The sequence below is a fragment of the Rothia sp. HMSC058E10 genome (assembly GCF_001809415.1).
Classification (GTDB): Bacteria; Actinomycetota; Actinomycetes; order Actinomycetales; family Micrococcaceae; genus Rothia; species Rothia dentocariosa.
In genome coordinates this window covers 215,020-239,577 of the sequence record NZ_KV797612.1, presented here as the reverse complement: position 1 = coordinate 239,577, position 24,558 = coordinate 215,020, and the positions used below count along the sequence as shown (strand labels likewise).

Annotated in this window: 18 protein-coding genes, 1 tRNA gene and 1 pseudogene; 9 read left to right on the top strand and 11 right to left on the bottom strand. The window is 55.4% G+C overall.

The annotated features are described in order from the left end of the window. From HMPREF2609_RS11015 to HMPREF2609_RS02165, 7 genes and pseudogenes are all read right to left on the bottom strand, one after another. Positions 1–339, bottom strand: a pseudogene (locus tag HMPREF2609_RS11015) (hypothetical protein); the annotation flags it as partial. 58 nt (positions 340–397) lie between these two features. Then, positions 398–1,348 carry a hypothetical protein gene (locus tag HMPREF2609_RS02195; protein ID WP_070534789.1) on the bottom strand — a complete coding sequence of 317 codons (951 nt, stop codon included), beginning with the start codon at positions 1,346–1,348 and terminating at the stop codon, positions 398–400. Positions 1,349–1,499: 151 nt separating this feature from the next. After that, positions 1,500–2,078 (bottom strand): peptidase, encoded by a 579-nt coding sequence (locus HMPREF2609_RS02190; protein ID WP_246825537.1) that lies wholly within the window; start codon positions 2,076–2,078, stop codon positions 1,500–1,502. 163 nt (positions 2,079–2,241) lie between these two features. Next, positions 2,242–2,748 carry an asparaginase domain-containing protein gene (locus HMPREF2609_RS02185; RefSeq protein ID WP_070534785.1) on the bottom strand — a complete coding sequence of 169 codons (507 nt, stop codon included), beginning with the start codon at positions 2,746–2,748 and terminating at the stop codon, positions 2,242–2,244. Positions 2,749–3,192: 444 nt separating this feature from the next. Next, a complete protein-coding gene (uvrA, locus tag HMPREF2609_RS02180) occupies positions 3,193–5,865 on the bottom strand; it encodes an excinuclease ABC subunit UvrA (protein WP_070534784.1) in 2,673 nt (890 codons plus the stop codon). 1,569 nt (positions 5,866–7,434) lie between these two features. Beyond that, entirely contained in the window at positions 7,435–7,584 is a 150-nt protein-coding gene (locus HMPREF2609_RS10875; protein ID WP_168162144.1) for a hypothetical protein, read from the bottom strand. A gap of 684 nt (positions 7,585–8,268) precedes the next feature. Further along, positions 8,269–8,341: transfer RNA gene (locus HMPREF2609_RS02165), tRNA-Lys, on the bottom strand. 133 nt (positions 8,342–8,474) lie between these two features. Between HMPREF2609_RS02165 and HMPREF2609_RS02160 the strand changes: the two genes are divergently transcribed. The 6 genes from HMPREF2609_RS02160 (at position 8,475) to HMPREF2609_RS02135 (ending at position 15,176) form a co-directional block, all read left to right on the top strand. Further along, positions 8,475–9,170 (top strand): histone acetyltransferase, encoded by a 696-nt coding sequence (locus HMPREF2609_RS02160; protein ID WP_070534780.1) that lies wholly within the window; start codon positions 8,475–8,477, stop codon positions 9,168–9,170. 332 nt (positions 9,171–9,502) lie between these two features. After that, positions 9,503–10,120, top strand: coding sequence for a DUF47 domain-containing protein (locus HMPREF2609_RS02155; RefSeq protein ID WP_070534779.1), 618 nt, complete (start codon positions 9,503–9,505; stop codon positions 10,118–10,120). Then, on the top strand, positions 10,120–11,121 hold the full coding sequence (locus tag HMPREF2609_RS02150; protein ID WP_070534777.1) for an inorganic phosphate transporter: 1,002 nt from the start codon (positions 10,120–10,122) through the stop codon (positions 11,119–11,121). The genes HMPREF2609_RS02155 and HMPREF2609_RS02150 overlap by 1 nt, the downstream gene beginning before the upstream one ends. A 128-nt stretch (positions 11,122–11,249) precedes the next feature. Then, complete coding sequence (locus tag HMPREF2609_RS02145) at positions 11,250–12,218, top strand: glycosyltransferase family 2 protein (RefSeq protein WP_246825536.1); 969 nt, start codon at positions 11,250–11,252, stop codon at positions 12,216–12,218. An 8-nt stretch (positions 12,219–12,226) separates the two neighbouring features. Then, a complete protein-coding gene (locus tag HMPREF2609_RS02140; RefSeq protein WP_070534773.1) occupies positions 12,227–13,765 on the top strand; it encodes a polysaccharide pyruvyl transferase family protein in 1,539 nt (512 codons plus the stop codon). 148 nt (positions 13,766–13,913) lie between these two features. Beyond that, positions 13,914–15,176, top strand: a complete 1,263-nt coding sequence (locus HMPREF2609_RS02135; RefSeq protein ID WP_070534771.1) for an FUSC family protein — start codon at positions 13,914–13,916, stop codon at positions 15,174–15,176. Positions 15,177–15,350: 174 nt separating this feature from the next. On the opposite strand, the gene radA is transcribed toward HMPREF2609_RS02135, so the two are convergent. Further along, positions 15,351–16,778, bottom strand: a complete 1,428-nt coding sequence (gene radA, locus HMPREF2609_RS02130) for a DNA repair protein RadA (RefSeq protein WP_070534769.1) — start codon at positions 16,776–16,778, stop codon at positions 15,351–15,353. Positions 16,779–16,903: 125 nt separating this feature from the next. Between radA and disA the strand changes: the two genes are divergently transcribed. Beyond that, on the top strand, positions 16,904–17,968 hold the full coding sequence (disA, locus tag HMPREF2609_RS02125) for a DNA integrity scanning diadenylate cyclase DisA (RefSeq protein WP_004005745.1): 1,065 nt from the start codon (positions 16,904–16,906) through the stop codon (positions 17,966–17,968). Positions 17,969–18,111: 143 nt separating this feature from the next. Here the strand turns inward: disA and HMPREF2609_RS02120 are convergent, their stop codons facing one another. Beyond that, a complete protein-coding gene (locus HMPREF2609_RS02120; RefSeq protein ID WP_070534766.1) occupies positions 18,112–18,891 on the bottom strand; it encodes a hypothetical protein in 780 nt (259 codons plus the stop codon). A gap of 134 nt (positions 18,892–19,025) precedes the next feature. Here HMPREF2609_RS02120 and HMPREF2609_RS02115 point away from each other — a divergent pair, with 134 nt between their 5' ends. Both HMPREF2609_RS02115 and HMPREF2609_RS02110 read left to right on the top strand, forming a co-directional pair. Next, complete coding sequence (locus HMPREF2609_RS02115; protein ID WP_048755018.1) at positions 19,026–19,961, top strand: HhH-GPD family protein; 936 nt, start codon at positions 19,026–19,028, stop codon at positions 19,959–19,961. Positions 19,962–20,090: 129 nt separating this feature from the next. After that, positions 20,091–20,858 (top strand): SDR family oxidoreductase, encoded by a 768-nt coding sequence (locus HMPREF2609_RS02110; protein ID WP_070534764.1) that lies wholly within the window; start codon positions 20,091–20,093, stop codon positions 20,856–20,858. A gap of 85 nt (positions 20,859–20,943) precedes the next feature. Here the strand turns inward: HMPREF2609_RS02110 and HMPREF2609_RS02105 are convergent, their stop codons facing one another. Together HMPREF2609_RS02105 and HMPREF2609_RS02100 are read right to left on the bottom strand one after the other, a co-directional pair. After that, complete coding sequence (locus HMPREF2609_RS02105) at positions 20,944–21,453, bottom strand: MarR family winged helix-turn-helix transcriptional regulator (RefSeq protein WP_070534762.1); 510 nt, start codon at positions 21,451–21,453, stop codon at positions 20,944–20,946. Between the two features lie 221 nt (positions 21,454–21,674). Then, a complete protein-coding gene (locus HMPREF2609_RS02100; RefSeq protein WP_013397971.1) occupies positions 21,675–24,227 on the bottom strand; it encodes an ATP-dependent Clp protease ATP-binding subunit in 2,553 nt (850 codons plus the stop codon). Between the last annotated feature and the right edge of the window lie 331 nt (positions 24,228–24,558).

Sequence of the window (24,558 nt, the reverse complement as noted above, 5' to 3'; positions counted from 1 at the left end):
AGGGTGGAGTCTTCTCAGAAAACTAGATAATACCCATCGCATACAGGCACCTACAATACCTAGACGCACCAGATATATCGATGCATATTTTCTGATTTCGGAGTTATCAGGACCCGTTGATAATGCACCAGAGTACCCGAAGGTACCAGGCATACCGTACGCTGCAGACCCGACAGTATAGGGGTTCTGGGGTACTGCATAAGCGGGCACACCAGGCTGACCCTGTGCAGGATAACCCGCCGACAAGGCTGGATGCGCCACATGGTGTTCCGCACCCCGACCCATCGACTGTATATCAGAATTATTGCCAGATACGTTTTCTACCGGCTCGTGAGCCACATTTTACCTTTCACGCCAGGAGCACTCGAATGGGGCACGGTGTGGCACCCCGCAGTGGTTATACACCGGGTTTCGTGAAGTAGTCCTTATGGTTCATCCACGAGGCATGCCGGACGAAAATAATCGAGAAAATAAGCTCTGCCACAGGTACTGCCCCAGCCACGAGGAATATGATAAGAATGGCAAGTAATCCCGAGGATCCAAACGCCGTTATCATGGCTATACCGCCCAAGAGCATTAAACCAGCAAGCACAATCCCCAAAGACGAAAGCACAATGCCAATAATGTTAATGACAAGCACCCTCACGTGGTGCTGATTTTTCCTAACGGCAAGCAGCCCAAAAATATGACATATCGGATACGCGATAAAAATGACAAGGAAAATCGACGCCCCCGTGATTGCTGAGGTGTTATCCTCACGGCATACTCGCTGCGAGTATTCACTCCATGAGTAGCTGCCGGTTCCGCAGTCGCTAAGTTCGATGATCGCACCGATAAGGGCGAAAGTCGTCGCAACAATACCGATCGCAATAAGAGCGCCCACAATACACAGGCGCAGCAGGTACATCAGCGAACGTTTGCGGACAATCTCATCGTGCGGGTTTGCCGGATATGCAGTGTACGGGTATGCGGTTGGGCTCGGAACTGCATATCCCGAATATCCGGGCACAGTATGCGGATTCGCATAGGGGTTTGGAGGCGTCGATGGACTCGGCGCAGGATAGCCCGGTTGTAACCCGACATACCCTGGTGCTGACGAAGGAGTCTGCTGGTTCTGGGTGTTGCCGGAGTTGTTGGGATTTTGTTTATCCTCGGATAAAGGAGCCGACTTTGCGGCGTGACCGCTATGTTCGTGCTGCGATGCGCCGCCGGTTCCATCGGTTTTATGTGCGGTGCTGTCCCCCGAATGCTCATCTACAGGCGACGTTGCCGAAGATTCCTGCGGCGCAGTTCTAGGTTCCTCAGACTGACGGGAAGAATCATCGTTTTTCATGGGGTCTGTGCTCATATATACATCCTCATTACCGGTAATTTCTGTGTAGCCCGGCGCGCGGGTGCCTCGCTACACCAACGTTGGGTTATGTCATACACTACCACGCTTGCAGGGAGTAACGGCTGCAATCATGGCACGTTGGGGAACGGATGAGCTCAGGAACTCATTACGGTATATCAGAGTCTGAGCGGTGTGTACTCTGTGCTTCGGTCTTAGTCAGCGTGTGGTCGTTGACTGCCTGGTCTTCAGACGGGGAAGACTCTTCTGACAGTTCGCGGGTCCCTTGGGCCTCACGTTCGGCACGGGATGGGAACCTGCGGAAGATCAGGAAGACGAATATGAGGGAGCATAAAATCTCGATCACGAAGGAGGCCATAATCCAAATGGTCAGAATGGGGTACGAGCCCCCCAGGAGTTTCCATAGTGTTCTTGGCCCGTGAATAAACACCAAAATATAGGCGAAAAATCCGGTGATGACGGACGCCGCCAAAGCGCTGAGCAGGTTTCCCACCATGACGAGACCCATAGATTTATTACGCGCATATGCGACCGCAAACCAGCCGTGCAGAGACAGGTACATGAGGGGAACCGCGCCGATGGGGTCAAGCCCGATAGCCTCGAAAAAATACACCAGCGTCAGTGCAGGCACCACGAGGAAAAGCATGCGGACAAGGTACAGGCGCCGCACGGGTGGCGGCGTGGAACAAGCCTGATCCCAAAAACCCGGGTTATATTGTTCGCTCATAGGTACCCTGTCTGCCGCTGGCATTGTGGAGCACTGCCGGAGGCGCCATCGAGAAAGCACTCAATACTACGGTACGAGATGAAACTGAGATAACGCTGAGATTTACGCCCTGTTTACTGAAGCGTCACCAAGAGCTTGCAGAACGCAGCAAAAATTTCAGAGTTTATCCCTCGAAAATCCCGCGGGCACGATCCTTACGCACGGTGTGCGCCGGAAAAATTCGGCCGCTCATGCTGATGTAAACGCCCGGTTCCAGTAGGTTAAGCGCGGAAATCGCAGCCCCCAGGTTGAACCCCGCATCCGAATGCGCCATGACCGCCGGCTGCATGGCACCGGTCAGCACCACAACCTTTGACCCCAGCTCGGCATGCTCGGCGATGTATCGGGCGGATTCGCTCATCGTGTCGGTCCCGTGGGTGATGAGAACCTGGTCGTGTTCGACCGCGTTGAGGGCGGCAACGAGTTCGGCGCGGTCTTCGTCGGTTATATCCAAGCTGTCTTTGCCGATGAGCGCGCGAATATCAAAACGAATGTCGGTGAGCACTCTCGACAGCACATCGTGCGCGGCAGGCTTGCCAATATCGAGGGTGCCCGCCACCGAGTAGAACTTATCGATAGTTCCGCCGGTTGCCAGGATAGTGATAACGTCCGGGTTTTTGATGGTGCTCATGGGCGCGGGCTCCTTAGGGGCTGAAACATCGCCGGGGTATATCTTTGCCCCGGTACCGCATATATTCTAGGGCATTGGAGCGATTTTCTTTACGTTCTGTGGCAAGAATTAGACAGCTACGCTTCACCCACAATCCGTCTAAATTTTAATGCCGGGGAATGCATCTGCTTTTATTATCAGATAAAGCATACAGAAGCATTGCCTAGATATCTCCGGGATACCATCAACGGCGGGTTTTCTAGTGTCATCAGCTGGTCGTCAACAGGAAAACGTCTCCTACCGCTCTGCCCGTAGAAGATAACAGTCTCTATCAGTATATTCTTCAGGGCAGCCTCAAGAATCATTAGAGAATATCAGTTACCCAAATCAATACTTCGAGAGATCCTTTCTAGCATCATTTACCAACTACATAGCCAGAAAAAGAACATAGGAATATTAGTTTAATTATTTTAAAACCGTAGCCAAAAACGGCGCTGAAGCACTATCTTCCACCGTGGCCACCTGCTCAGGTGTTCCCGTGGCAACGATCTGACCGCCTCCCTCTCCCGCGCCAGGGCCCATATCAATCACATAATCAGCCGTTGCGATAATTCGCATATCCAACTCGACCATCACTACCGTATTACCAGCATCAACCAAAGTCTGAAGATGCGATATCAAACGGTCAGCATCTGAACAGTGCAGACCGGTAGTGGGTTCATCAAGTACATACAGAGTGTCGCCGCGTTGTGCCCGTTGCAACTCCGTGGCTAGTTTGACGCGCTGTGCCTCACCACCAGATAACTCAGTCGCAGGCTGCCCCAAACGCAGGTAACCCAAGCCGACATCTCTCAACGCAGCCAGTGAACGCGTAACCTCCACTTCGCCGTCGAAAAACCCCAGAGCTTCCTCTACACTCATTTCTAAAATTTGGGACACATTCTTACCACGCCAGAGTATTTCTAAGGTGCTTGACTGGTAGCGGGTACCTTGGCAGTCCGGGCACTTTGTGTACACCGAGGGTAAGAAGAGTAGCTCTACCATCACCGACCCCTCACCTTCGCAGGTGGGACAGCGCCCGCCCGCTACGTTAAAGGAGAATCTGCCTGGTTTGTATCCCCGGCGTTTGGCTTCTGTTGTATCGGCAAAACGACGGCGCACATGGTCAAAGAGCCCTGTATAGGTGGCAATATTGGAACGAGGTGTTCGCCCAATAGGTTTCTGATCGATGGCAACCACGCGGCGTATACCGCTGAAATCACCTTCAACAGTTCCCCTCGTTTCAGGGGCCTGTTCGGCCCTTAAAATTTCATCTCCCTCTACGGGTGTTTCATCTACCTGCACCGTTTTACCTAGTCGATGACCTATCAGTTGAGGTAGGCACTGGCTGACTAAGCTAGATTTCCCCGAACCTGAAACACCTGTGACGGCAGTGAGAACCCCTAGTGGGATTTGTACATCCACGTTATGGAGATTATTTCGGCTAACTCCAGAAAGTTTTATCCACTGCTCGGGTTTCCGGGGAGTATGCGGTGGGAGCCCACTGTCTCCAAAGAGATAACCGCGTGTAAGAGATTCCTGGACGTGGGCTAAACCATCAACTTCACCGCTGTAAAGGACTCGACCACCATGTTCTCCAGCTCCCGGCCCTACATCCACAATCCAGTCAGCATGTTGCATTACTTCAAGAGAATGTTCCACCACAAACAGACTATTTCCCCGTGCTTTGAGTCCGTCAAGAACGTCAAGAAGCGCACGGGTGTCTTGAGGATGTAGGCCAGCAGAAGGTTCATCTAATACATAGACCACACCAAAAAGTTCAGATGTCAGCTGAGTAGCTAAGCGCAAACGTTGCAGTTCACCACCGGAAAGGGTAGGAGTCATTCGATCGAGAGAAAGATAGCCTAAGCCGAGGTCGATAATGGGGCGAAGACGCTCAATGAGGCCAGCGGCCAGCCGAGAGGTAGCGGCAAGTTTTTCAACAGGCTGAGGGGGAGTCTTACGAGCTTCCGGTTCTGTCTCAGCAACAAGTTCACTTGTGTGACTGCCTGACTCTGTAGCTTCTTCTCCCCTTTTTTGGTGTAAGCTTTGCCCGAGCGTTTCTTTCTCATCTGCCTTCATAGTGATTGTGTGGGAAGCATCTTCGACAGCTTTTTCAAGAAGATTGGTTAGCTCATAGAGAGGGAGCTGGGAGAAGTCAGCAATATCTAACCCTGCAAAGGTTACTGAGAGAGCCTCTGGTTTGATGCGTTTGCCGTGGCAGGCTGGGCAAGGGATTGATGTGAGAAACTGCGCTACCTTGCGTTTCATGGAGGCACTTTTAGTATTAGCAAAGGTATCCAGTACATAACGTTTTGCACCCACGTAGGTGCCGCTATAAGAAGGTTCAACATGTGCTTGTTTAGCCGCTTGAGCCTCAGCAAGTGTCATACGCGAGTAGACCGGTACATGTGGTGTTTCGTCCGTATAAAGAATCCAGTCGCGATCTTTTTTGGGAAGATCTTTCCAGGGGATATCTACATCGTAGCCAAGTGCCACCAATACATCTCGAAGCTGATGACCGTGCCAGGCGGTAGGCCAAGAAGCTATGGCTCGTTCACGGATGGTTTTGGTGGGATCGGGAACCATGTGATCTTCGGGTACTTCATAGACTCTGCCAATTCCATAGCATTGAGGGCATGCCCCCTGCGGGGTGTTGGCAGAGAAATCCTCGGCATAGAGCATGCTCTGGTGCTCTGGATATTGGCCGGCGCGTGAATACAACATACGAACCAGGCTTGAGATGGTCGTGATGCTACCAACGGTCGACCGGGAGTTTTGCCCACCTCGCTGTTGTTGCAGGGCTACAGCGGGGGGCATCCCTGTAATGGAATCGACGTCGGGCACTCCCGCTTGATCGATAAGACGGCGGGCATAGGGGGCCACCGACTCTAGATAACGGCGCTGCGATTCTGCATAGAGGGTTCCGAACGCGAGGGAGGATTTACCTGATCCTGACAGGCCGGTAAAGACCACGAGAGCATCACGGGGCACAGAAAGATCAACATTGCGCAGGTTATTTTGACGTGCGCCCAATACCTGAACATTTGGTTGGATGTGAGTTTCTTTATTTGTGGTGGATTCGGGTAAATCGCTCATAGATGAATTTGACCAATCGCTTCTGTATGAGGCACCGGTAGCCTCAAAATCGTTGTGATCTTTTGTCGTTTGCCATTTTACTCCCTATCCCGGCGATTCGTAGACAACGATTTTTTATTCTCTTCCACATGGGGGGGATCTTGTTCTACCCCCTCTATACTATGGTAAGTTTGCCGAGGAACTAAAAGTCCCTTGAGGTTGATAAAACACTCGCTCTCCTGTGAAGTATGTTACTGATCCGCACGGTAGCATTCCTGCCGCTCAGTAATTAATTCTTGAAAAAAGGAATAGGTAGAGGGGATTAAGCTTTCGCTTAATTCCCTCTATTTTTTAAGTCTTACCAATACGGGGTATTAGTTTGAGTGGCTTCAATAAGTTTGGCATCAGCACACACTTCAGACTCGATCTGAGCCACATCACGCACCCGTAAAAGTCTCCTCCGGCCGGTGCATCGCCGAACAATTCCGAAATAATCCCGTCTGAGGGTCAAACAAAGCCTTCGCGTGAGCGTCCTAATGAGTCACCCACCTACCGCCGGAACACAGAACGCACCCATACCCCAAGACGTACCCCAACCTTCTCCGGACCAGGCAAAACCGTCCGCATAAAAGCCTCCACGAACCTCTTCACCCAGGACATACCCACCTCACACACAACATTGGCAATAGGAAGGAATAGTTTCCAGAAAACCGTAGGAGCAACCATAAAAAAGAACCAGCACACAACAGGATGCTCACATAAAACTTCAAAATCTTTCATGAGTCTCTAAATCCTCCCCGCCACCATCGACACCAAAAAAATTTTCTCGAACACAACAACGCACACCCAGACCACGACGACATGAATAACTTTCATAAGTGAGTCGGGGATAAACAGGAAAAACGCAACAAGTAGAGTAAAAAACTTTCCCGGCCTCAACCCGCAGAGCATCTACTAATACATCCCTTAAACCGTCTACGCTTTACACCCCCACAGGTTAGGGTGCTCTGTAGGGTGTACACAGGTGGAGACCGGATCGGCGACACCACGAAACGAGGCGCTCAATAATGTATTACGCATGTGGCAAGTAAAAACACGGCACCGCCCGACAAAAAACTTGCAACATCACACCAGCAAGCGGTTCCAAGACACAAAAAAGGTAGTCACCCCAGGGAAACCGTAGGAGCAACCGCCTCAAAGCTCATATCATATTGAACCCATATGATATGACATGGAAAGGAACAAAATTACTTATGCTTCAACATTCGTAAACCTTATGAAACATTATTTCCTCCCCTTCTGAACCTTAAACCATGCGATTTCGCGGTAGAACGGGTTCTGCGGAGTCACATCCATGAAGGATTCCTGAGCCGACGCCGCATCGTCGTTCATATTGGCGGCACGGTAAAGAGTATAAATATAGATAACAGGTTTCCCCTCACTGTTTCCCTGCGCATAACCAACATTTCCAATAATGCTTCCGCCTGTGCGACCTTCAAAGCTGCCAGTTTGTACTTTTTCTTTAGATAACTAAAGTGAAAGAATATCAATAGTTCGAGTTGTTTTCTGTTTTGCTTGTCTAGTATAAGGTCATTCACTGGAAAGATCGTTCCAAGCATTCCAAAGCCCAAAAACAACTACAAAGACAATGAATAATACAATGAGGATGATAAAAATACCGAAAATCTTTTCACCGGTGTTTAGCTTTTCATCATCCCGCAAATTACTTTTAGTGGTCATGGTTATTTTCCTTTCTTCCGATATTTTTAATATCAGAAAATATTGACAAGACTAGGCCGAAGAAAATGACCAGAATTTCAAAAGTCGTTCCAATAAAATCATCTAACGTGACTTATGCTTCCTCTTTAGCAGTAGTGATAGTCCCGGTCTCTACCACAGACCGAACAATCGACAGCATCCGCGTAATCAGCTCTATCAGCAATCGTGACCAACAAAAACTTTGGGCTAGGCGGTAAATCCTGTTCGTATGCCCAATTAACCATCCGAAAAGACATTGAATCTATATATCCTCTAAAGGTCTTCTAAAACCGATGTTTCTAAGCCGCTGCTAGAGCTGTCCACGGAGCCGCGTGTGTCAGCTCATCCGGTGCGATCTGTAATCCCCAATCCTGCAAAAGGATTACATACCGATACATGCGTGCTTGCAAAATCTGCTCGGGTTCTCCTACACAGTCAGGTGTCTCAGACCGACTTCGAGGAAAACAAAACTTCAGCTTGGATGAGTTATTTACACTTGCTGGTGCGCTTGATCTAACTGTTGGTGATCTCCTTGGAAACAGCATTGTCTCTGCACGGGTTCCTGAGCCTTCATATATTGAGGGACAGGGGAGGATTAAACGAAAAGTCGCCCCGATCGGCTTTGTACCGAACGGAGCGACATACCAGATTCTTTCTGGTGAAGAGTGCGCCCTGTGGGGCTCGAACCCACGACCTGCGGATTAAAAGTCCGTAGCTCTACCAACTGAGCTAAAGGCGCGCCGTCCCGCGTGAACGCGAAGACATCATCTACTATACACTACAAATCCGTCACGAGTCGCCTTCGCAGATATGATTTTCGTCCGGCTGAATCCTTCGAAAAACTCGTGCCCTGCCCGTTACACTAAACTCCTATGACTCATCGTGCACATCATCGCCCAGTATCTCAGCCCAGCGAAAAGTTTGAGCGCCGCGTCGGCGGTGAAGATCCCGCCGCCCGTGATGAGGCGGCGCATACGTCTGCCCGCATTCTGCTGGAGCGCGGACGCCAAAACTCTGATCCGGAGGTTGCCGCCCGGCTCATAGACTTCACTGACGAATACGGTATTGAGGCGCTTGCGCAGCTCTGGTCTCATTCACCCGCGCGTTCCCTCCCCGGCGCGCTATGGCGCATGTACTCCTTGCGTGACATGGTACGACGCTATCCGAAAGCCACCGCACAAGCATTCTCTGCCGGCATGGGTGCCGATTACCGTTCGCATCTGCTGGCGGGGGTGCCAGACCCGCCGGGTGCCTCCGAGGTCGTCAAAACTGCGGACAAAATTCTGGCGGGGCTCTACAGCGGCGATATTGATATAGCTCTCGAACGTTTTGCGGCGTTCGCGCGCGTTGTGGCATTGGGGCTGCGCCTCAACTATGAGCGTGCAGATATTAGCCGACTTTCCGGCAACCCGCAGGGGGTGCATCCGCCCAGTCATGAGGTTCGCCGCGAGGGCATTGAACGCATGTTCCGTGTGCCCGAGCAATCCCGAAAACTCGTGAAAATTGCCGAGGATTTGGAGGCGACCGCCGCGCACTGGCGGGCAAGCGGCGGACTCGAAGCATTGTAGCCCCGCACGGTACTCGTGCGCTATCAAATCCCGGGAAAATACAGGATTCGGAACTGATGCCGGGTGTTCTGCTTAGAGCTCATGTGCCTTGACGGAGGCTTGGTGCGGGCGGATAATTTAAGACAAGATGTCGGGTTGCTAATAGGTAGCCCCGGGCTCCAAATCATTTGCCGCTTCGAGCGGCCTTCCGCCGAGAGGCGCTCCCAGCCCGACATCGCTAACGTTCACAGCGGGAAGGTTATTATGTAGCCTTCCCGCTGTTGTATTCTCAAGCCGCCGCGCGGGAAGCATCAGACCACGCGCCCTAAGCACACCCGCGTTAGACTGGAACTATGTTGCACCGCATCTTTCCACAATCCAACAGCTCACTCACCTCGCTTGCACAAATCTCGGTGCAGGTGGCGGAGGCAGCGGCGCTCCTCTCCGAAATGGTTGGCTCATCTACCTCCGAATACCCCGAGCTCTTCGACCGCATGCTGGTGCACGAGGCGAACTCAACCGACCTGTTCTTCATGACCCTCACCACCGTGCGAAGCTCATTTGCCACCCCGGTACCCCGCGAAGACCTCTACACGCTGGCACGCAAACTCACGAACGCGGTCGAAAAGCTCACGAGTGCCGCGCACATCCTTTATCTGCACAAAATTGACGGTTTTGCCCCGCATATCACCGCGATACTCGACATTATTCAGCGGCAGGCGGTGCTGACCGAGGCGGTAATTCCCAAGCTCGCCGATATTAAGGGTTTGGATAACTATTGGATGGATATGCTGCGTATTTCGCGCCAGGCCGTTCGCACCGCCGAAGAATACGATGCAGAACTCGCCGAACGCTTCCCGATGGAACGCTACCGCCGGTACACCAAGTTCATTGCCCAACTGGTCAAGGCGGCGAATGCGATGCGCGGCGTGTCCTCTGAGATCGGGCGTATTATCGTGCAGGAGTCCTAGTGGTTCTGCTCAGTATTCTGTGTGTGGGCGCGTTTCTTTCCGCGATTTTTGTGACCGGCATGCACGATGCCTCCAATGCGATTGCGGTGCCGGTACGCACCCGCACGATGGGCGATACCGCAGCCCTGATTACCGCCGCGCTGTTCAACGGGATTGGCGTGTTCGCGGCGTATCTGCTGATCACCGATATGAGTGTGCCCTGGATTGCCGTTCCCAGTGGGCATTTGGGTCTGCCGGGGCTGACCGCCGCGCTCATTACCGCCGCCTCATGGGGTGTGGCGACCTGGGCCTTACGCATGCCAGCTTCCTCAACGCACGCCCTCATCGGTGCCCTGGCCGGGGTGGCGTGGTATGCCCGGGTCGATGGCGAAGGCTCACGGTTTATCCCCGCGATTTTCGATGCCACCCTGCTGCCGCTTCTCTACCTGCCGCCCCTGATTTTCCTCCTCTCCTGGCTTTTAGTGCTCCCGTTTTATCGCTTAGCGATCCGCTCTTCGCCTAGCAGCGTGAATCGGCACTCGCGTGAGGTACTGGCGGTGTCGGCATCCGCAATTTCGCTTCTGCACGGTATGCAGACCGGATACCTGTACCTGTTGGTGCTGCACGTGCTGGGTGCGGTTTTTCCGCTTCCCACGCGGGATCTTCTCCCCTGGCATGTGCTCACTATTGCGCTGGCTCTGGCGGCGGGCACGCTCACGGGTGGGCGGCGCATCGGCTACACCTTCGCCTACCGTATGGTGCGCTTAGATCCAATGCGCGGCGCGGTAGCTCAAGGCACCACGGCTCTTATGCAGGCGCTCGGGTACTTCCTGCTGCAGCTGCCGTTCTCGTCTTCGCACCTGGCGACCGCATCCGCACTGGGGGCTGGGGTGAATCAGCGGTTCAACTCGGTGAAGCCGAAGATCGTTGCGAACATTATGCTGACCTGGTTTGTCACGCTTCCGGCATGTTTTTTGTGTGCGATCGCCCTCATGATGGCTCTTGATGGCATATTTGGGTAGAATTTTTCCCCCTAATGTGGGCTGGAATGCTCGCTTATTCCCGCGCAACTCCGTAGAATTCTAGACAACCCTATATATTTCCGCCCTACGTGCCTTATGCGCAGGCCTTATATATTCTTTGGAGAGCTTTGTTTTCCTCTGTCGCCGTCATTGTACGCACGAAAGATCGCCCGGTCTTTCTCGCACGTGCCCTGCAGAACATCGCCGAGCAACGGTATACGCAATACACCGTGTACGTGGTCGATGACGGCGGAAATCAGGAAGAATCGCAGCAGATTATTGACCGCAGCCCGGTTGCGGCGCAGACCGTTCTTCTTCATGCTGCGGGCGGCAATATGGAAGCGGCTTCTAACCTGGGTGTGCGCTCCAGTGAGTCTACCTATATCGCCATTCATGACGACGATGACCTGTGGGATCCCCAATTCCTGGAACGTACCGTCGCAACCCTTGATGAGACCGGTGCCGATATGTGCGTGGTACGAATTATTGAGCGTTTTGAGCAGCAAACCGAGGACGGTTTTATTGTTCTGAACGAATGCACCTTCCATGAAGATCTACCCGCCATGGGGCTACAGTTCCTGTTCCGTACCAATCGCGCGGTTCCGATCGGCGTGCTGTACCGCCGCACCCTGCACGAGAAGGTGGGGTATTTTGATGAGGAACTTCCCGTGGTGGGCGACTGGGAATTCAATATGCGCGCCGCCATGGCCGGTGAAGTTCAGCTTCTGGACGAGCCGCTGGCGTACTGGTGCAAACGCCCCAATGCGACGGGTTCTGCCGCCAACAGCGTGAGCCACGAGCAGCAACATCGTATTTTTGATGCGCAGGTGCGCGCCAACGCGATCCGTGAAGACCTTGCCGCTGGGGCGCATATTGGGCCCTACCTTTACCAGGCGCACCTGACGAACGAGCTTGACGGTCGTTTATTGGAAACCCTGGAGGCGCTTCAGGACGTTCAGGAACGTTTGGAACGTCTCGAAAATATGCAGCAGGAACAGTGTGAGCGGCTGCACCGCATGGAGCGGGCGATGTCGTGGAGCGGCAAACTTTCGCGTTTGCGCGCCGTTTTTTCGCCTAAAGATTCATCAAGCAAATAGGTACGCATATGACTCGTGTTCTTGTTGTCGGCGATATTGGCCAGCCCGTCTACCACGTGGGGGACGAGGCCATGACGATCAGCACCGCCGAATACCTGGCGGATGCAGGAATGCAGGTTATCTTAGCAACCCGTGATGCCGATCAGAGCAGGCGTTATCTGGGGGCTCGGGGGTCGTCTGCATACGAATATATGCCGTTTTTGCTGTTCCCATGGGCGCCTGCCGAGCGCGAGATCACGTTGGAACGCCTCGAAGAGTTTCTGGTGGGCGGTTTTATGCCGGATCTGCCCGACTTTTGCCCGTCGGCGCAGCATATCCGCGATTTTGTAGAGGGTATTCAATCGGTGGATGCGGTTGTCATCTCCGGCGGCGGCAACCTGAATTCGCGCTACGGTTGGCTGCTGTATGAGCGCGCCGCTATCGCACTAGTGGCGCAGTATGCGAAGATTCCGGTCTTTGTTTCCGGGCAGTCGATTGGTCCCGTGCTTTCCCCGCGCGATGAGGAAGTTCTGCTGCGTATGCTGCGTTCGGCAACCGCGCTTGCGGTGCGTGAGCGCAGCTCCTACGAGTGGTGCCGCGAGCACGATCTTAAGGCGCTTGCGGGTGTGGATGATGCCAGCGACTATCGGGCGCATACCCCCGAGATAACGCTCGATTATGCGGAAACGCGGGTTGAGGTTCCTGAGCTTCCCGAGCGCTATGTGTGCGTGACGGTGCACGAGGTTTCGGGGAGCAAAGCACATGAACTAGCCTCTTTATTAGACAAGATTTACGCCGAATATGGGCTGGCGGCGGTCTTCCTGGGGCATATGGGCGACCCGGCGTCGGAGGGCGGGCGCACCGGTGACTATAAGGCGCATGAACTGGTTGCCGCATCCATGAAATCCCCGGCGACGGTGATACCGATTCTGCACACGGATGCGACGGTGCGCATCCATCAGGGTGCCGCGTTGAATATTACCGACCGGTACCATCCCGCGGTTTTTAGCCTTAGCGCCGGTATTCCTGCGGTTGCGCTGGTGCCCGATGCGTTTACTGAGATGCGGATTTGCGGGGTCATGGGGCATTACGGGATGCAGAATTTTATGACTCCGCTTCATATGCTCGGCACCGACATTCCCGAGAAGCTTATTGCGTCTGCGCTCTCGCTCAGCAGGGGGCAACGCCAAGAGCTGCGGGTGCAGCATGAGGCAGTGACCGCGCTGCTTCACGCGTGGCGTGAGTATATTGCGGCCTCTGTGCGCGGGGAGAAGCAGGCGCATATGCCGGAGGATATTTCTGTGGCTGCGGCGATTCCCGCCCTGAAACCGTCCCTAGAGGCGATTAACAATGCGGTGCGTGAGCTTTTGCTGAAGACTTCGTTAGCCGAGGGCACCGAGTGGGCACTTTCGGATCGCATGCACTCATGGGAAGCGCATATGCGGGGTGAGTTTGAGCGTGCCGAGGATGAGCTGCAGGCGTTGAAGCGTTCGCGGATGGTGCGGGCGGCGCATCGTACCAGTCGACAGGTGCAGGCGATGCGGCATATTGGGAGCCGGTTCCGGTAGCCTTACCGCCCCTAACCTCTTTTAAAAAAGAGCCTTGCCAAACATCAGAGATCCCGCTTTGTTTCGAATGAGGAGCCTTTGATGCATATCATCCAAGGGTGCAAAAGACCTGCGGCGGCACAATTTCAGGGCGGGTAGACTAGACACTATGGCACACGCATCCATGAAGGAACAATTCTTAAACTATGTCCGCGCCGGGGCTCACCGCGTTCGGGCGGGATTTTTTCAGTCTATTCAGATCACGATCGCTTCGATGGGGGCGTATCTTTTTGCGGAGCGTGTGCTGGGGCATGAGGAACCTATTTTTGCGGCGGTCGCGGCACTGGTCTCGCTCGGGTACGTGAGCGGCTCTACCCATTCGCGGCGCATTCTGGAGGTCTCGTTCGGGGTGAGCCTGGGTATTCTGATTGGCGATCTGTTTTTGCAGATGCTCGGGCGCGGCATCTGGCAGGCCACTCTTGCCCTGTTTATTTCGGTGCTTCTGGCTAGGTTCTTAGATAACGGCATTATTTTTACGATTCAGCTCAGTTTTCAGGCCTGCCTGGTGATTCTGTTGCCGCCGACCTCAGATCTGCCGTTTACCCGCAGTCTTGACGGCGTGATCGGTGGTGTTGCGGCGTTCCTCATGATGTTTTTGATGCCCAAAGACCCGCGAAGTGGGTCACGTCAGCGTGCCGAGGCTCTTATGAGCGCTTTCTCGGATGTCTTCTTTCTGGCGGCAAAGGCGATTCGCCGGTACAACTACGATCAGGCGTATCAGAGCCTGCAGGATTCGCGTAAACTTCAGCCGCTGTATGAGGCGAGTAAGAATGATTTGGTGACGGCGCGCGGTATGGCGCAGCTTTCGTGGGCGGGAAAGAAGACTCGAATCGAACTTGATCGGCTGGCGCAGACCCTCGGGGCTATCGATTTGGCGATTCGCAACACCCGCGTGTTTAACAGGCGCATGGCATCCACGATTGCGCATGTGCAGCTGCGCCCGAAGGCCCTTGAAACGCTTTCGGCGGCGCTCGAAGAACTGGCGCTTGCCGCCCAGAGTACGGGACTGGGCATGTATTCCAGTACCGAACATGAGCGTGAACACTATATGGAGGTTGCCCGCGAGCGCCTGATTTCTCTCGCCGAGACTCTGGAACCGAAGCATCTGGGGGTAGAGACCTTCGAGGGCGAGTCGTTGGTGCTTATGCTGAGGCTTATAACCGTGGATATGTTAGAGGCTACCGGTATGGATCATGAGGATGCGGTCGCCACACTAGTACCGCTGGGCGAGGCCGTGACGGAGCATGCGCCGCGTACCTCCGAGATTCCGATTGTGGAGGCTGATGTTGCGGGCGCTCAGGAGGAGGATTTGCGCACCCGCACCGTTAATATCATGCTGCGCGATGAAGACCTCGAAGAGGGGCTGGGGTAGGTCTTTCCTGCTCGTATCGTGTGGCTGATGGTGTGCGTCTAATCCCCATGAGATCCGTCTATAAAACCCGACCATGAGACCCGCGAGCAGATAGTATTTTGGCGAGCAGATAGCAATCCGTTATCTGCTCGCCGAAATACTATCTGCTCGCGGTCACGTTACGATGTGCGGCAGTTATTTATCCTGCGGGAAGAGCAGGTTCAGCGCCTCGCCTAAGGTGGCGACCTCGCGCACGGTCACACCATCGGGCACCTGCCCCACGCCCGTTGGGGATGCGGGCACCAGCACATGCGTGAACCCCAGCCTGCCGACCTCGGCGATGCGCTGGCGAATACCCGGCACGGCACGCACCTCCCCCGCCAGGCCGACCTCGCCAAACACCGCGAGTTTACGCGGCAGAGGCTTATTCTGCGCGGCCGATGCCAGAGCCATCACGCACGCCAAATCGGCAGCAGGCTCAGAGATTTTGGCGCCTCCCACCGTGGAAACATAGCAGTCGAGTTTGCCCACGTTCAGCCCTGCGCGGCGCTGCAAAACCGCCAAAAGCATCTGGATGCGCGCCGATTCCAACCCCGCCACCGTGCGCCTCGGTGCGGGTGCTACCGCCTGGTCTAGGAGCGCCTGGACTTCGGCCAAAAGCGGGCGGCGCCCCTCCATCGTCACGGTCACGCAGGTTCCCGCCACCGGATGCGGCGTGCGCGAAACGAACATGCCGGACGGGTCGAGCACGGGCGCGATCCCGTCCTCGTGCATATCGAAACAACCGACCTCGTCGGTGGGTCCGTACCGGTTTTTGATGGCGCGCAGCATGCGAATATTGGAGTGTTTATCGCCCTCGAACTGGCACACCACATCGACCAGGTGTTCCAGCAGGCGCGGCCCGGCGATCGTGCCTTCCTTGGTCACATGCCCCACCAGCAGGGTGCACATATTGCGTGCTTTCGCGGCGGCAATCAGTGATGCGGCAACCTCGCGCACCTGCGTAACACCCCCGGCGCTGCCCTCAACATCCGCGGAGGCAAGGGTCTGCACCGAGTCGATCACCAGCATCGCCGGGTCTACCTGCTCAATATGCGCCAGCGCGGTCCCCAGGTCGGTTTCGCTCGTTAAGTACAGGGTGTCGGCAACGGCGTGGATGCGGTCCGCACGCAGCTTAACCTGCGCGGCGGATTCCTCACCGGTCACATACAGCACGTCGCGGGTTTTCGCGCGGGCACGCTCAGCGGCGGGGGTTCGCGGGGTGTATCCGCGCGCGAAGGTGGCGGCAACATCCAGCAGCAGAGTAGATTTGCCCACGCCGGGTTCGCCAGCCATCAGAATCACGGCACCGGGCACCAGTCCCCCGCCGAGCACCCGGTCGAATTCAGGGTTGCCGGTGCTCATATAGGCGGCGACGGTCGAGTCTACCTCGCCGATCACCTGAGCCGGTTTCTGCACGCTGGATGCGGTACGGGTGCGCGCCACGGTACCCCCGGCGGCTTCCTCAACGGAGCCCCAGGTTTGGCATTCACCGCATCGACCCACCCATTTGGCGGTGGTCCAGCCGCATTCGGTACAGCGGTAGGCGGGGGTTCCTTTAGTGGTTTTTGTGCGTGCAGCCATGGTTTTTATTGTACGGGCGACCCTGACGTTTTAAACACCTAGATCGTCAAAAGCCGAAGAAGAGAATATCGGGGTGGGGCGCGCACAAAGGCGGTGACACAGGCTAAAACGATACAATATATTCCGTGCAGACAGATTACAGTGAACTCCTCCTGAAGACCATTGCGCAGATCGCCCCCGGCACCGAGCTGCGTGAAGGGTTAGAACGCATCCTCCGGGGGCGCACAGGCGCACTCATCGTGCTCGGTTCAGACCGCACCGTCACGGGGCTCTCCTCCGGCGGGTTCACCATCGACACCGAATTTTCTGCCACCCGCCTGCGTGAGCTCGCCAAGATGGATGGCGCGATCATCTGTGACCGCGACGCCACCCGCCTGCTCATGGCGGCGGTACAGCTCATGCCGGATGCAACCATCGACACCAACGAATCCGGAACACGCCACCGCACCGCCGAACGCATGGCAATCCAGACGGGCTTCCCGGTGATCTCGGTTAGCGCCTCTATGTCCGTCATTTCGGTGTATGTGGACGGCACCCGGTACACGGTCGAAGACACCCAATACCTGATGGCACGCGCCAACCAGGCAATCCAGACCCTTGAGAGCTATAAGAAACGCCTCAACAAGGTGCTTTCCACGCTGTCCGCACTCGAAATCGAATCACACGTTACGCTCAGTGATGTCGCTATCACCCTGCAGCGCATGGAGATGGTGCGGCGTATTATCTCTGAAGTCAGTCACTATGTGCTTGAACTCGGTGTGAACGGTCGCCTGGTGGCACTTCAGCTTGAAGAGCTCCGCAGCCCCGATATGGCGGGTATCGACGTTATTCTGCACGACTACCTGCCGCGACCCACCGCGCAAAGCATCTCCATCGCAACTCGGGCTCTACGCGACCTTACCGACATGGATATTGTGGACCTCACTATGATCGCCCAGGCCGCAGGGTTCGGCGATTACGAACTCGACACTCCCCTGCAGCCGCGCGGCTACCGCTTGCTTGACGGCATCGCCACTATTCCGAACACAATTGCCGAACGCCTCGTTGAACGATTCGGCACTTTGCAGGCGCTCATGGCCGCATCCTTGGAAGATCTGCGTGATGTTGATGGCATAGGCGAGCATCGTGCCCGCACCGTGCGCGAATCGCTCTCCCGTATGGCGGAAAGCAGCCTCGAAAAATACCTCTAACATTAGCCGGGTACGGTCCGAAGAACACCAGCCGCCCGATAGAAAGAGCCTTTATTTCAATAAAGCATTAAAACCCTCTTTATTGAAATAAAGGCTCTTTCTATACGTCTTTTATATATTCCCGCAGGGAAATACCGTGGGCGCTATTTCAACAGGAAGTTCACTCGCTGCGAGGTCACCCCGTTCACGGTAGCCGTCACCCAATATGTGCCCTTCGCCGTATTCTTCAGCGCATTACACCCGGAGGTATTGAGCTTACGATCCCACGCAATATCGCTGGCGGCTTCCTTGCCCGCAGGAATCTCGGTCTTCTTCGTGGGAGTGGGCGTGCACTTCGCAGACGAATACACCTGGGTATCGCCCGATGTAATGTTGATCTCCACACCCTCAGCAACCTTCTCGCCGCCAATAAAGCAGGGATTACCCGCAGAATTCGTGTACACCACATGGAATGACGGCATTTCACCGGGCGCATACTGCTTCTTCGAAGGCTCGACCGTCACCTTTAGATCCTTGGCATTGCACAGAGCCACGGCTGGCGTTGCGGATGCGCTCGCCAACCCAGACGGAGTTGCACTGCCGGATACCGCGGGAGTCCCAGAAACAGACGGGGTTGCCGATGCGTTCGGGCTGCCGGATGCTGAACCGCTCACCGACCCCGAAGGCGCAACCGTAGAAGGTGTGGGGCGCGCGCTAAAATTCTGGAAAGGTTCGCCGGTGGCTGTCGCCTCTGCGGCGACATCGTCTTGAGGCCCCTTATTAATCTGGTTCACTAGGGTGGTAATACCAACAATGCCAACCAGCAAAACAAGAATAAGCACTACCACGGCAACGATACGACGGCGGCGGTATACTTCGGGGGGTAATTCGGGACCAAGTTCAGACATACCGTTAAGAATAACGGTTTTTTGGGTGTCGTGCATGCAAAACCATATATATAAGCTACATAGAATAGATAAAAATACATTGCCTGTATATTGTGGGTCAATTGGCACCCGACACCCAATATCACCTACCCTAGAAACAGTAATACATTACAACGCAAGCAATTATTGCCATGTTCAATTTACAAAACTCACACGAACTACACCACCGCATAAATACTTGGTACCAGCATCATGCCCGCGATCTGCCGTGGCGCCGTGCCGACTGCACGGCCTGGGGTGTGATGGTGAGCGAATTCATGCTGCAGCAGACCCCTGTGAACCGCGTGCTTCCCGTTTGGGAAGAGTGGATGCGCCGCTGGCCCACGCCCGCATCACTCGCCGCCGAAGACAGTGCGGAGGCGGTGCGCGCCTGGGGTCGTCTGGGCTACCCGCGCCGCGCCCAACGACTGCACGGCGCGGCGGTCGCTATTACGAAGCATCATGACGGCGAGGTTCCGGCGGATTATGACGAACTTCTTGAGCTTCCCGGCGTGGGGGCATACACCGCGGCAGCGATTACGGTCTTCGCCTTCGGCAGACGCGCCACCGTTATCGACACTAATATCCGCCGGGTGCACGCCCGCGCCGTCATGGGCAAGGCGCTGCCCCATAAGCATTTGAACGTCGCCGAAACGACCCTTGCCGAAGAGCTGATGCCGCAGAATACTGCCGTCTCCTGCGTGTGGAACGCCTCTGTTATGGAGCTGGGCGCACTCGTATGCGTCGCCAAGAATCCCCGCTGCGAACAGTGCCCTCTTGAGGATATCTGCGCGTGGGTGAAGGCGGGAAAACCACAGGCCGAGTATACGCCTACGGGGCAGAGCTGGCACGGCACCGACCGGCAGCTGCGCGGTGCCATGATGGCGGTTCTGCGCGCCGCGCACGCACCGGTGCCGCGGGAACTTCTAACGGACTTCTCCACCGATATTACTGTTCCCGATGCCCTGAAGGTTCCGGTGCAGGATTTACGCAAACTCGACTCGTCCCAAGAACAAATCGATCGATGCTACAGCGGGCTTCTGAAAGATAAACTTGCGAAAGAGCGTAAGGACAGAGTTTCGCTTTAGATTTTGGCCTTTTATGCACTATTCCCCAACTCACGATAAACCCCGAAAAAAATATTGTTTTCACCTGAAATCTTTGGAAAAATGGAGAAAACATTCTGGAAAGCTCATTTCTTCGTGAAGGAGGACTCCATGAAAATAGCGGTCATAGGGGCGAGCGGCACCATCGGCTCGAAAATTGCCGCCGAACTGGAAAAACGCGGTCACGAGGTAGTGCCGATCAGCCGCTCACACGGGGTAGATGTTTCATCGCTCGCAGATTTAAGCGCGGCGCTGACCGGAGTGGATGTTGTGATCGACGCGATTAACAACATGATCATGAGCAGCAAAAAGGCGCAGACAGCCTTTATCAGCACCTCCAGCAATATCGCGCAGGCGGCGGCTGATAACGATGTGAAGCACATCGTCTGCGTCTCGATCGCCGGAGTAGAAAACCCGGCGGTTAGCCGCGGATACGGCTACTATGCGGGCAAGGCGGCGCAGGAGAAAACCTATCAGGATTCCGCTGTAGACACCGTTATTATTCGTTCGACGCAGTGGTTTGAGCTTCTTGACCCCATTGTTCAGCAGGTTACGGTGGGGCCCGTCTCGGTGCTGCCGACCATGAAAATAGCACCTATTCCCGCAGAGGCGGCAGCACATCTGGTATGCGATGTTGCCGACGGTTCCGAGAAGGTACCGGGTACGGGCATCGTCTCGATCCGCGGTGAAGAAGAAGGAACAACGACGGAGTTCGTGAAGCGTCTTCTCACGGCACGCGGCGAGGTCGGCGGCAAAACGCCGAAGGTGGTGCGGCAGCTGCCGTATTTCGGTTCCGCTATTGCCAAGGGCGGGCTGATTCCCGATCCCGCAGATCACACCGTCTCCACCACGCTTGAGGAGTGGCTGGCAAGCCTGTAGCGGTTTCGATACTGCGCGAACCGATGCGGTCTTCGTATGTACGAAGACCGCATCATCGTGTTAAGCGTGTTAAGCGCTCGCAGGCTTATGCGCCCTTATGTTCGAGAAACGCGATAAGCCTGTCGAGCAGGTCTTGCAGCTGTTCACGCTCCTGTGAGGTGAATTCGGCGCTCATGGCACGCTCGACGGCGCGAACCTTCTCGTCGGCCTGAACAACCAGCTCTTCGCCCGCATCGGTGAGGGTCACGATATTCACGCGGCTGTGAATTTCGGAGGGCACACGGGTAATCAGGCTTTTCGCATCCAGACGGGCAAGAATGGTGGCCATCGTCTGCGGGGTTACCGCTGCGGCACGCGCCAACTGCGCCGCCGACTGCCCGGGCACATAGTAGAGCGAAGTCATGGCGGCATACTGTGCGACGCTCAGATCGTACTCGCGCAGAACCTTAGATTTGACCGCCATCATCGCCTGCTCGGCGCGTTTAATCGACGACCCTATGCGCGACCGGGTTTCGGCGAGATAGGCTTCTTGCCCCTGTCCCGGCTGCGGAGGGTATTTTACAGACTGCTGTGATTTTTCCGATGATGCGGGCATGTACTAAGCATACTATCCCCCGACTCCGTCTCGCTTTATTATTCACCGACATACACACTTATCAGAAGCGCAGCGATATTGGGAGGGGTACAGCAATAATTATCAGAAGCACGGCAAAAACACCCTGCACAACTAAGGCTTGTCCCCGAACCCTCACGCGAAGGATTCGGGGACAAGCCTTAGTTAGTAACTCCCGCAGGATTGCCTACAGGGGAAAGCCGCTAGTCAGAGGCCCCTCCGGTAATCTGCTCGGCTTCTTCCACGGCAGATTCCGCCATCTTATTGACGGTCTCCAGGGGTAAATCCCGCATCTGCTGCGAAGAGAAGACGAACTTCGCATCGTCGCCTTCACCCTCGACACCCACGGTAATCTTCTCGCCGGGCTTGATTTCGCCGAAGAGGATCTTCTCGGAGAGAGCATCCTCAATATTACGCTGCATTTCGCGGCGCAGCGGACGGGCACCCATCGCCGGATCGTAACCCTTTGAGGCCATGAGAACCTTCGCGGCATCCGTAAGCTCGATCGACATTTCCTGATCTGCCAGGCGCTTTGCCAAGCGACCCACGAAGAGATCCACAATCTGCAGAATCTCGTTCTCGGAGAGCTGCGGGAACACGATAATATCGTCCACACGGTTCAGGAACTCGGGGCGGAAGTGTTCCTTGAGGTTCTCCATCACGCGGGCCTGCATGCGCTCGTAATCGGCGTCGCCGTGATCCATCGCCTGGAAGCCCACGGGAACGCGACGGTTCACATCGCGTGAGCCGAGGTTCGTGGTCATAATGATCACGGTGTTCTTGAAGTCCACCACACGACCCTGCGAGTCGGTCAGGCGACCGTCTTCAAGAATCTGCAGCAGCGAGTTGAAGAGATCGGTGTGAGCCTTCTCGACCTCATCGAAGAGCACCACCGAGAACGGCTTGCGGCGCACCTTCTCGGTCAGCTGTCCGCCCTCGTCGTAGCCCACGTACCCGGGAGGCGCACCGAAGAGTCGAGACACGGTGTGTTTCTCCTGGTATTCGGACATATCCAGGGTAATCAGGGCGTCTTCATCGCCGAAGAGGAATTCTGCCAGAGCCTTCGCAAGCTCGGTCTTACCAACACCGGTTGGACCAGCGAAGATAAACGAGCCACCGGGGCGGCGCGGATCCTTCAGACCGGCACGGGTGCGGCGAATCGCACGGGAAAGAGCCTTGATAGCGTTATCCTGACCGATCACGCGCTTGTGCAGCTCGTCCTCCATCTTGATCAGACGCGAGGACTCTTCCTCGGTGATCTTGTACACCGGAACACCGGTTGAGGATGCGAGCACCTCAGAGATAACCTCGGGGGTCACCTCGCCGAAAGCATCGCCGTTTTCGCGCCAAGCCTTCTCAGCCTCAGCCTTCTCGGCGAGTACCTTTTGCTCCTGATCGCGCAGCGCGGCGGCCTTCTCATAATCCTGGCCCTTGATAGCATCTTCCTTCTGCGTGCGCAGCTTCGACGCCTTCTCGTCAAGAATCTTAATCTCGGGCGGGGCGGTCATTCGCTTGATGCGCAGGCGAGCACCTGCCTCATCAATCAGGTCAACGGCCTTATCCGGCAAGAAGCGATCAGAAATATAGCGTGCCGCCAAGTTCACGGCAGCCTCAATCGACTCGTCGGTAATGGTTACGCGGTGGTGAGCCTCGTACTTATCGCGCACACCCTTGAGAATCTGTACGGCGAGCTCCTGGGAAGGCTCGTCCACCTGAATCGGCTGGAAGCGGCGTTCCAAGGCGGCGTCCTTCTCAATGTGCTTGCGGTACTCGTCCAAGGTGGTGGCACCGATGGTCTGCAGCTCACCGCGAGCCAGCATCGGCTTCAGGATGGAGGCAGCGTCGATAGCGCCCTCTGCGGCGCCGGCACCGACGAGAGTGTGAATCTCGTCAATGAACAGGATAATATCGCCGCGGGTGCGAATCTCCTTGAGCACCTTCTTGAGGCGTTCCTCAAAGTCACCGCGGTACCGGGAGCCCGCAACCAGGGAACCCAAATCCAGGGTGTACAGGTGCTTATCTTTGAGAGTTTCGGGAACATCGCCGTGTACGATGGCCTGCGCCAAGCCCTCAACGACGGCGGTTTTACCAACACCGGGTTCACCGATAAGCACGGGGTTGTTCTTGGTGCGGCGTGAGAGAACCTGCATTACGCGTTCCATCTCGTGGTGACGACCAATCACCGGGTCAAGCTGACCTTCGCGTGCGGCGGCGGTGAGGTTACGCCCGAACTGATCGAGAATCGTCGAACCCGCCGGGGTGCCCTCGCGGGAGTTGCCCGCGCCAACACCGGCGGTTTCCTTATTCTCGTTGTTGCCGGGGTATCCGGAAATAAGATCCATCACGGCCTGGCGGACCTCGGCACCCTGCACGCCTACTTTGGAGAGAACCTGGTTTGCCACGCCTTCGGAGGCGCGCACCATGCCCAGCAGGATATGTTCGGTGCCGATATAACCGTGGTTAAGCTGAATGGCCTCACGCATGGAAAGTTCGAGGACCTTCTTGGCGCGCGGGGTGAAGGGAATGTGACCGCTTGGCGCCTGGGGGCTGGGGCCCACAATGCTTTGCACCTGTTCGCGCACGGCATTCAGGGTAACCCCGAGGGACTCAAGGGCACGGGCACCGATGCCCTCGCCCTCGTGAATCAGCCCGAGCAGCAGATGCTCGGTGCCGATGTAATTGTGGTTGAGCATGCGTGCTTCTTCTTGGGCAAGCACCACAACGCGCCGAGCTCGGTCGGTAAAGCGTTCAAACATTGCGCACTCCTTGGAAATTTTGCTTGATACTAGATTACGTGGAAAAGCGCGGCTACGGTGCACTGTTCGCCATCAAGAGAACGTCTGTGTCGCTATTTTTCGGGGAGCCTTTTACCGAGCCAAAACCGGGATGCGCATCGGGCGTTTCTCGACGGTCATAAACATTTTCATGAAACTTTTATCGGGCTCTATCAGAAGACCTAATATCGCTTTAGCTTATAGCAATACTAATGTACCTCCGCGCCCTTTACTAAAACGTTATAATTCTGCTTCGGTATTTAGATTCTTAGGAGACATTCTTGAGGATTGCTCTCATAAGATAACGGGGATT

Coding starts and splice junctions, on each gene's coding strand:
- HMPREF2609_RS02195 (WP_070534789.1), bottom strand. CDS start 1,348: ATGAGCACAGACCCCATGAAAAACGATGATTCTTCCCGTCAGTCTGAG.
- HMPREF2609_RS02190 (WP_246825537.1), bottom strand. CDS start 2,078: ATGAGCGAACAATATAACCCGGGTTTTTGGGATCAGGCTTGTTCCACG.
- HMPREF2609_RS02185 (WP_070534785.1), bottom strand. CDS start 2,748: ATGAGCACCATCAAAAACCCGGACGTTATCACTATCCTGGCAACCGGC.
- uvrA (WP_070534784.1), bottom strand. CDS start 5,865: ATGAGCGATTTACCCGAATCCACCACAAATAAAGAAACTCACATCCAA.
- HMPREF2609_RS10875 (WP_168162144.1), bottom strand. CDS start 7,584: ATGACCACTAAAAGTAATTTGCGGGATGATGAAAAGCTAAACACCGGT.
- HMPREF2609_RS02160 (WP_070534780.1), top strand. CDS start 8,475: ATGACTCATCGTGCACATCATCGCCCAGTATCTCAGCCCAGCGAAAAG.
- HMPREF2609_RS02155 (WP_070534779.1), top strand. CDS start 9,503: ATGTTGCACCGCATCTTTCCACAATCCAACAGCTCACTCACCTCGCTT.
- HMPREF2609_RS02140 (WP_070534773.1), top strand. CDS start 12,227: ATGACTCGTGTTCTTGTTGTCGGCGATATTGGCCAGCCCGTCTACCAC.
- HMPREF2609_RS02135 (WP_070534771.1), top strand. CDS start 13,914: ATGGCACACGCATCCATGAAGGAACAATTCTTAAACTATGTCCGCGCC.
- radA (WP_070534769.1), bottom strand. CDS start 16,778: ATGGCTGCACGCACAAAAACCACTAAAGGAACCCCCGCCTACCGCTGT.
- HMPREF2609_RS02120 (WP_070534766.1), bottom strand. CDS start 18,891: ATGCACGACACCCAAAAAACCGTTATTCTTAACGGTATGTCTGAACTT.
- HMPREF2609_RS02115 (WP_048755018.1), top strand. CDS start 19,026: ATGTTCAATTTACAAAACTCACACGAACTACACCACCGCATAAATACT.
- HMPREF2609_RS02110 (WP_070534764.1), top strand. CDS start 20,091: ATGAAAATAGCGGTCATAGGGGCGAGCGGCACCATCGGCTCGAAAATT.
- HMPREF2609_RS02105 (WP_070534762.1), bottom strand. CDS start 21,453: ATGCCCGCATCATCGGAAAAATCACAGCAGTCTGTAAAATACCCTCCG.
- HMPREF2609_RS02100 (WP_013397971.1), bottom strand. CDS start 24,227: ATGTTTGAACGCTTTACCGACCGAGCTCGGCGCGTTGTGGTGCTTGCC.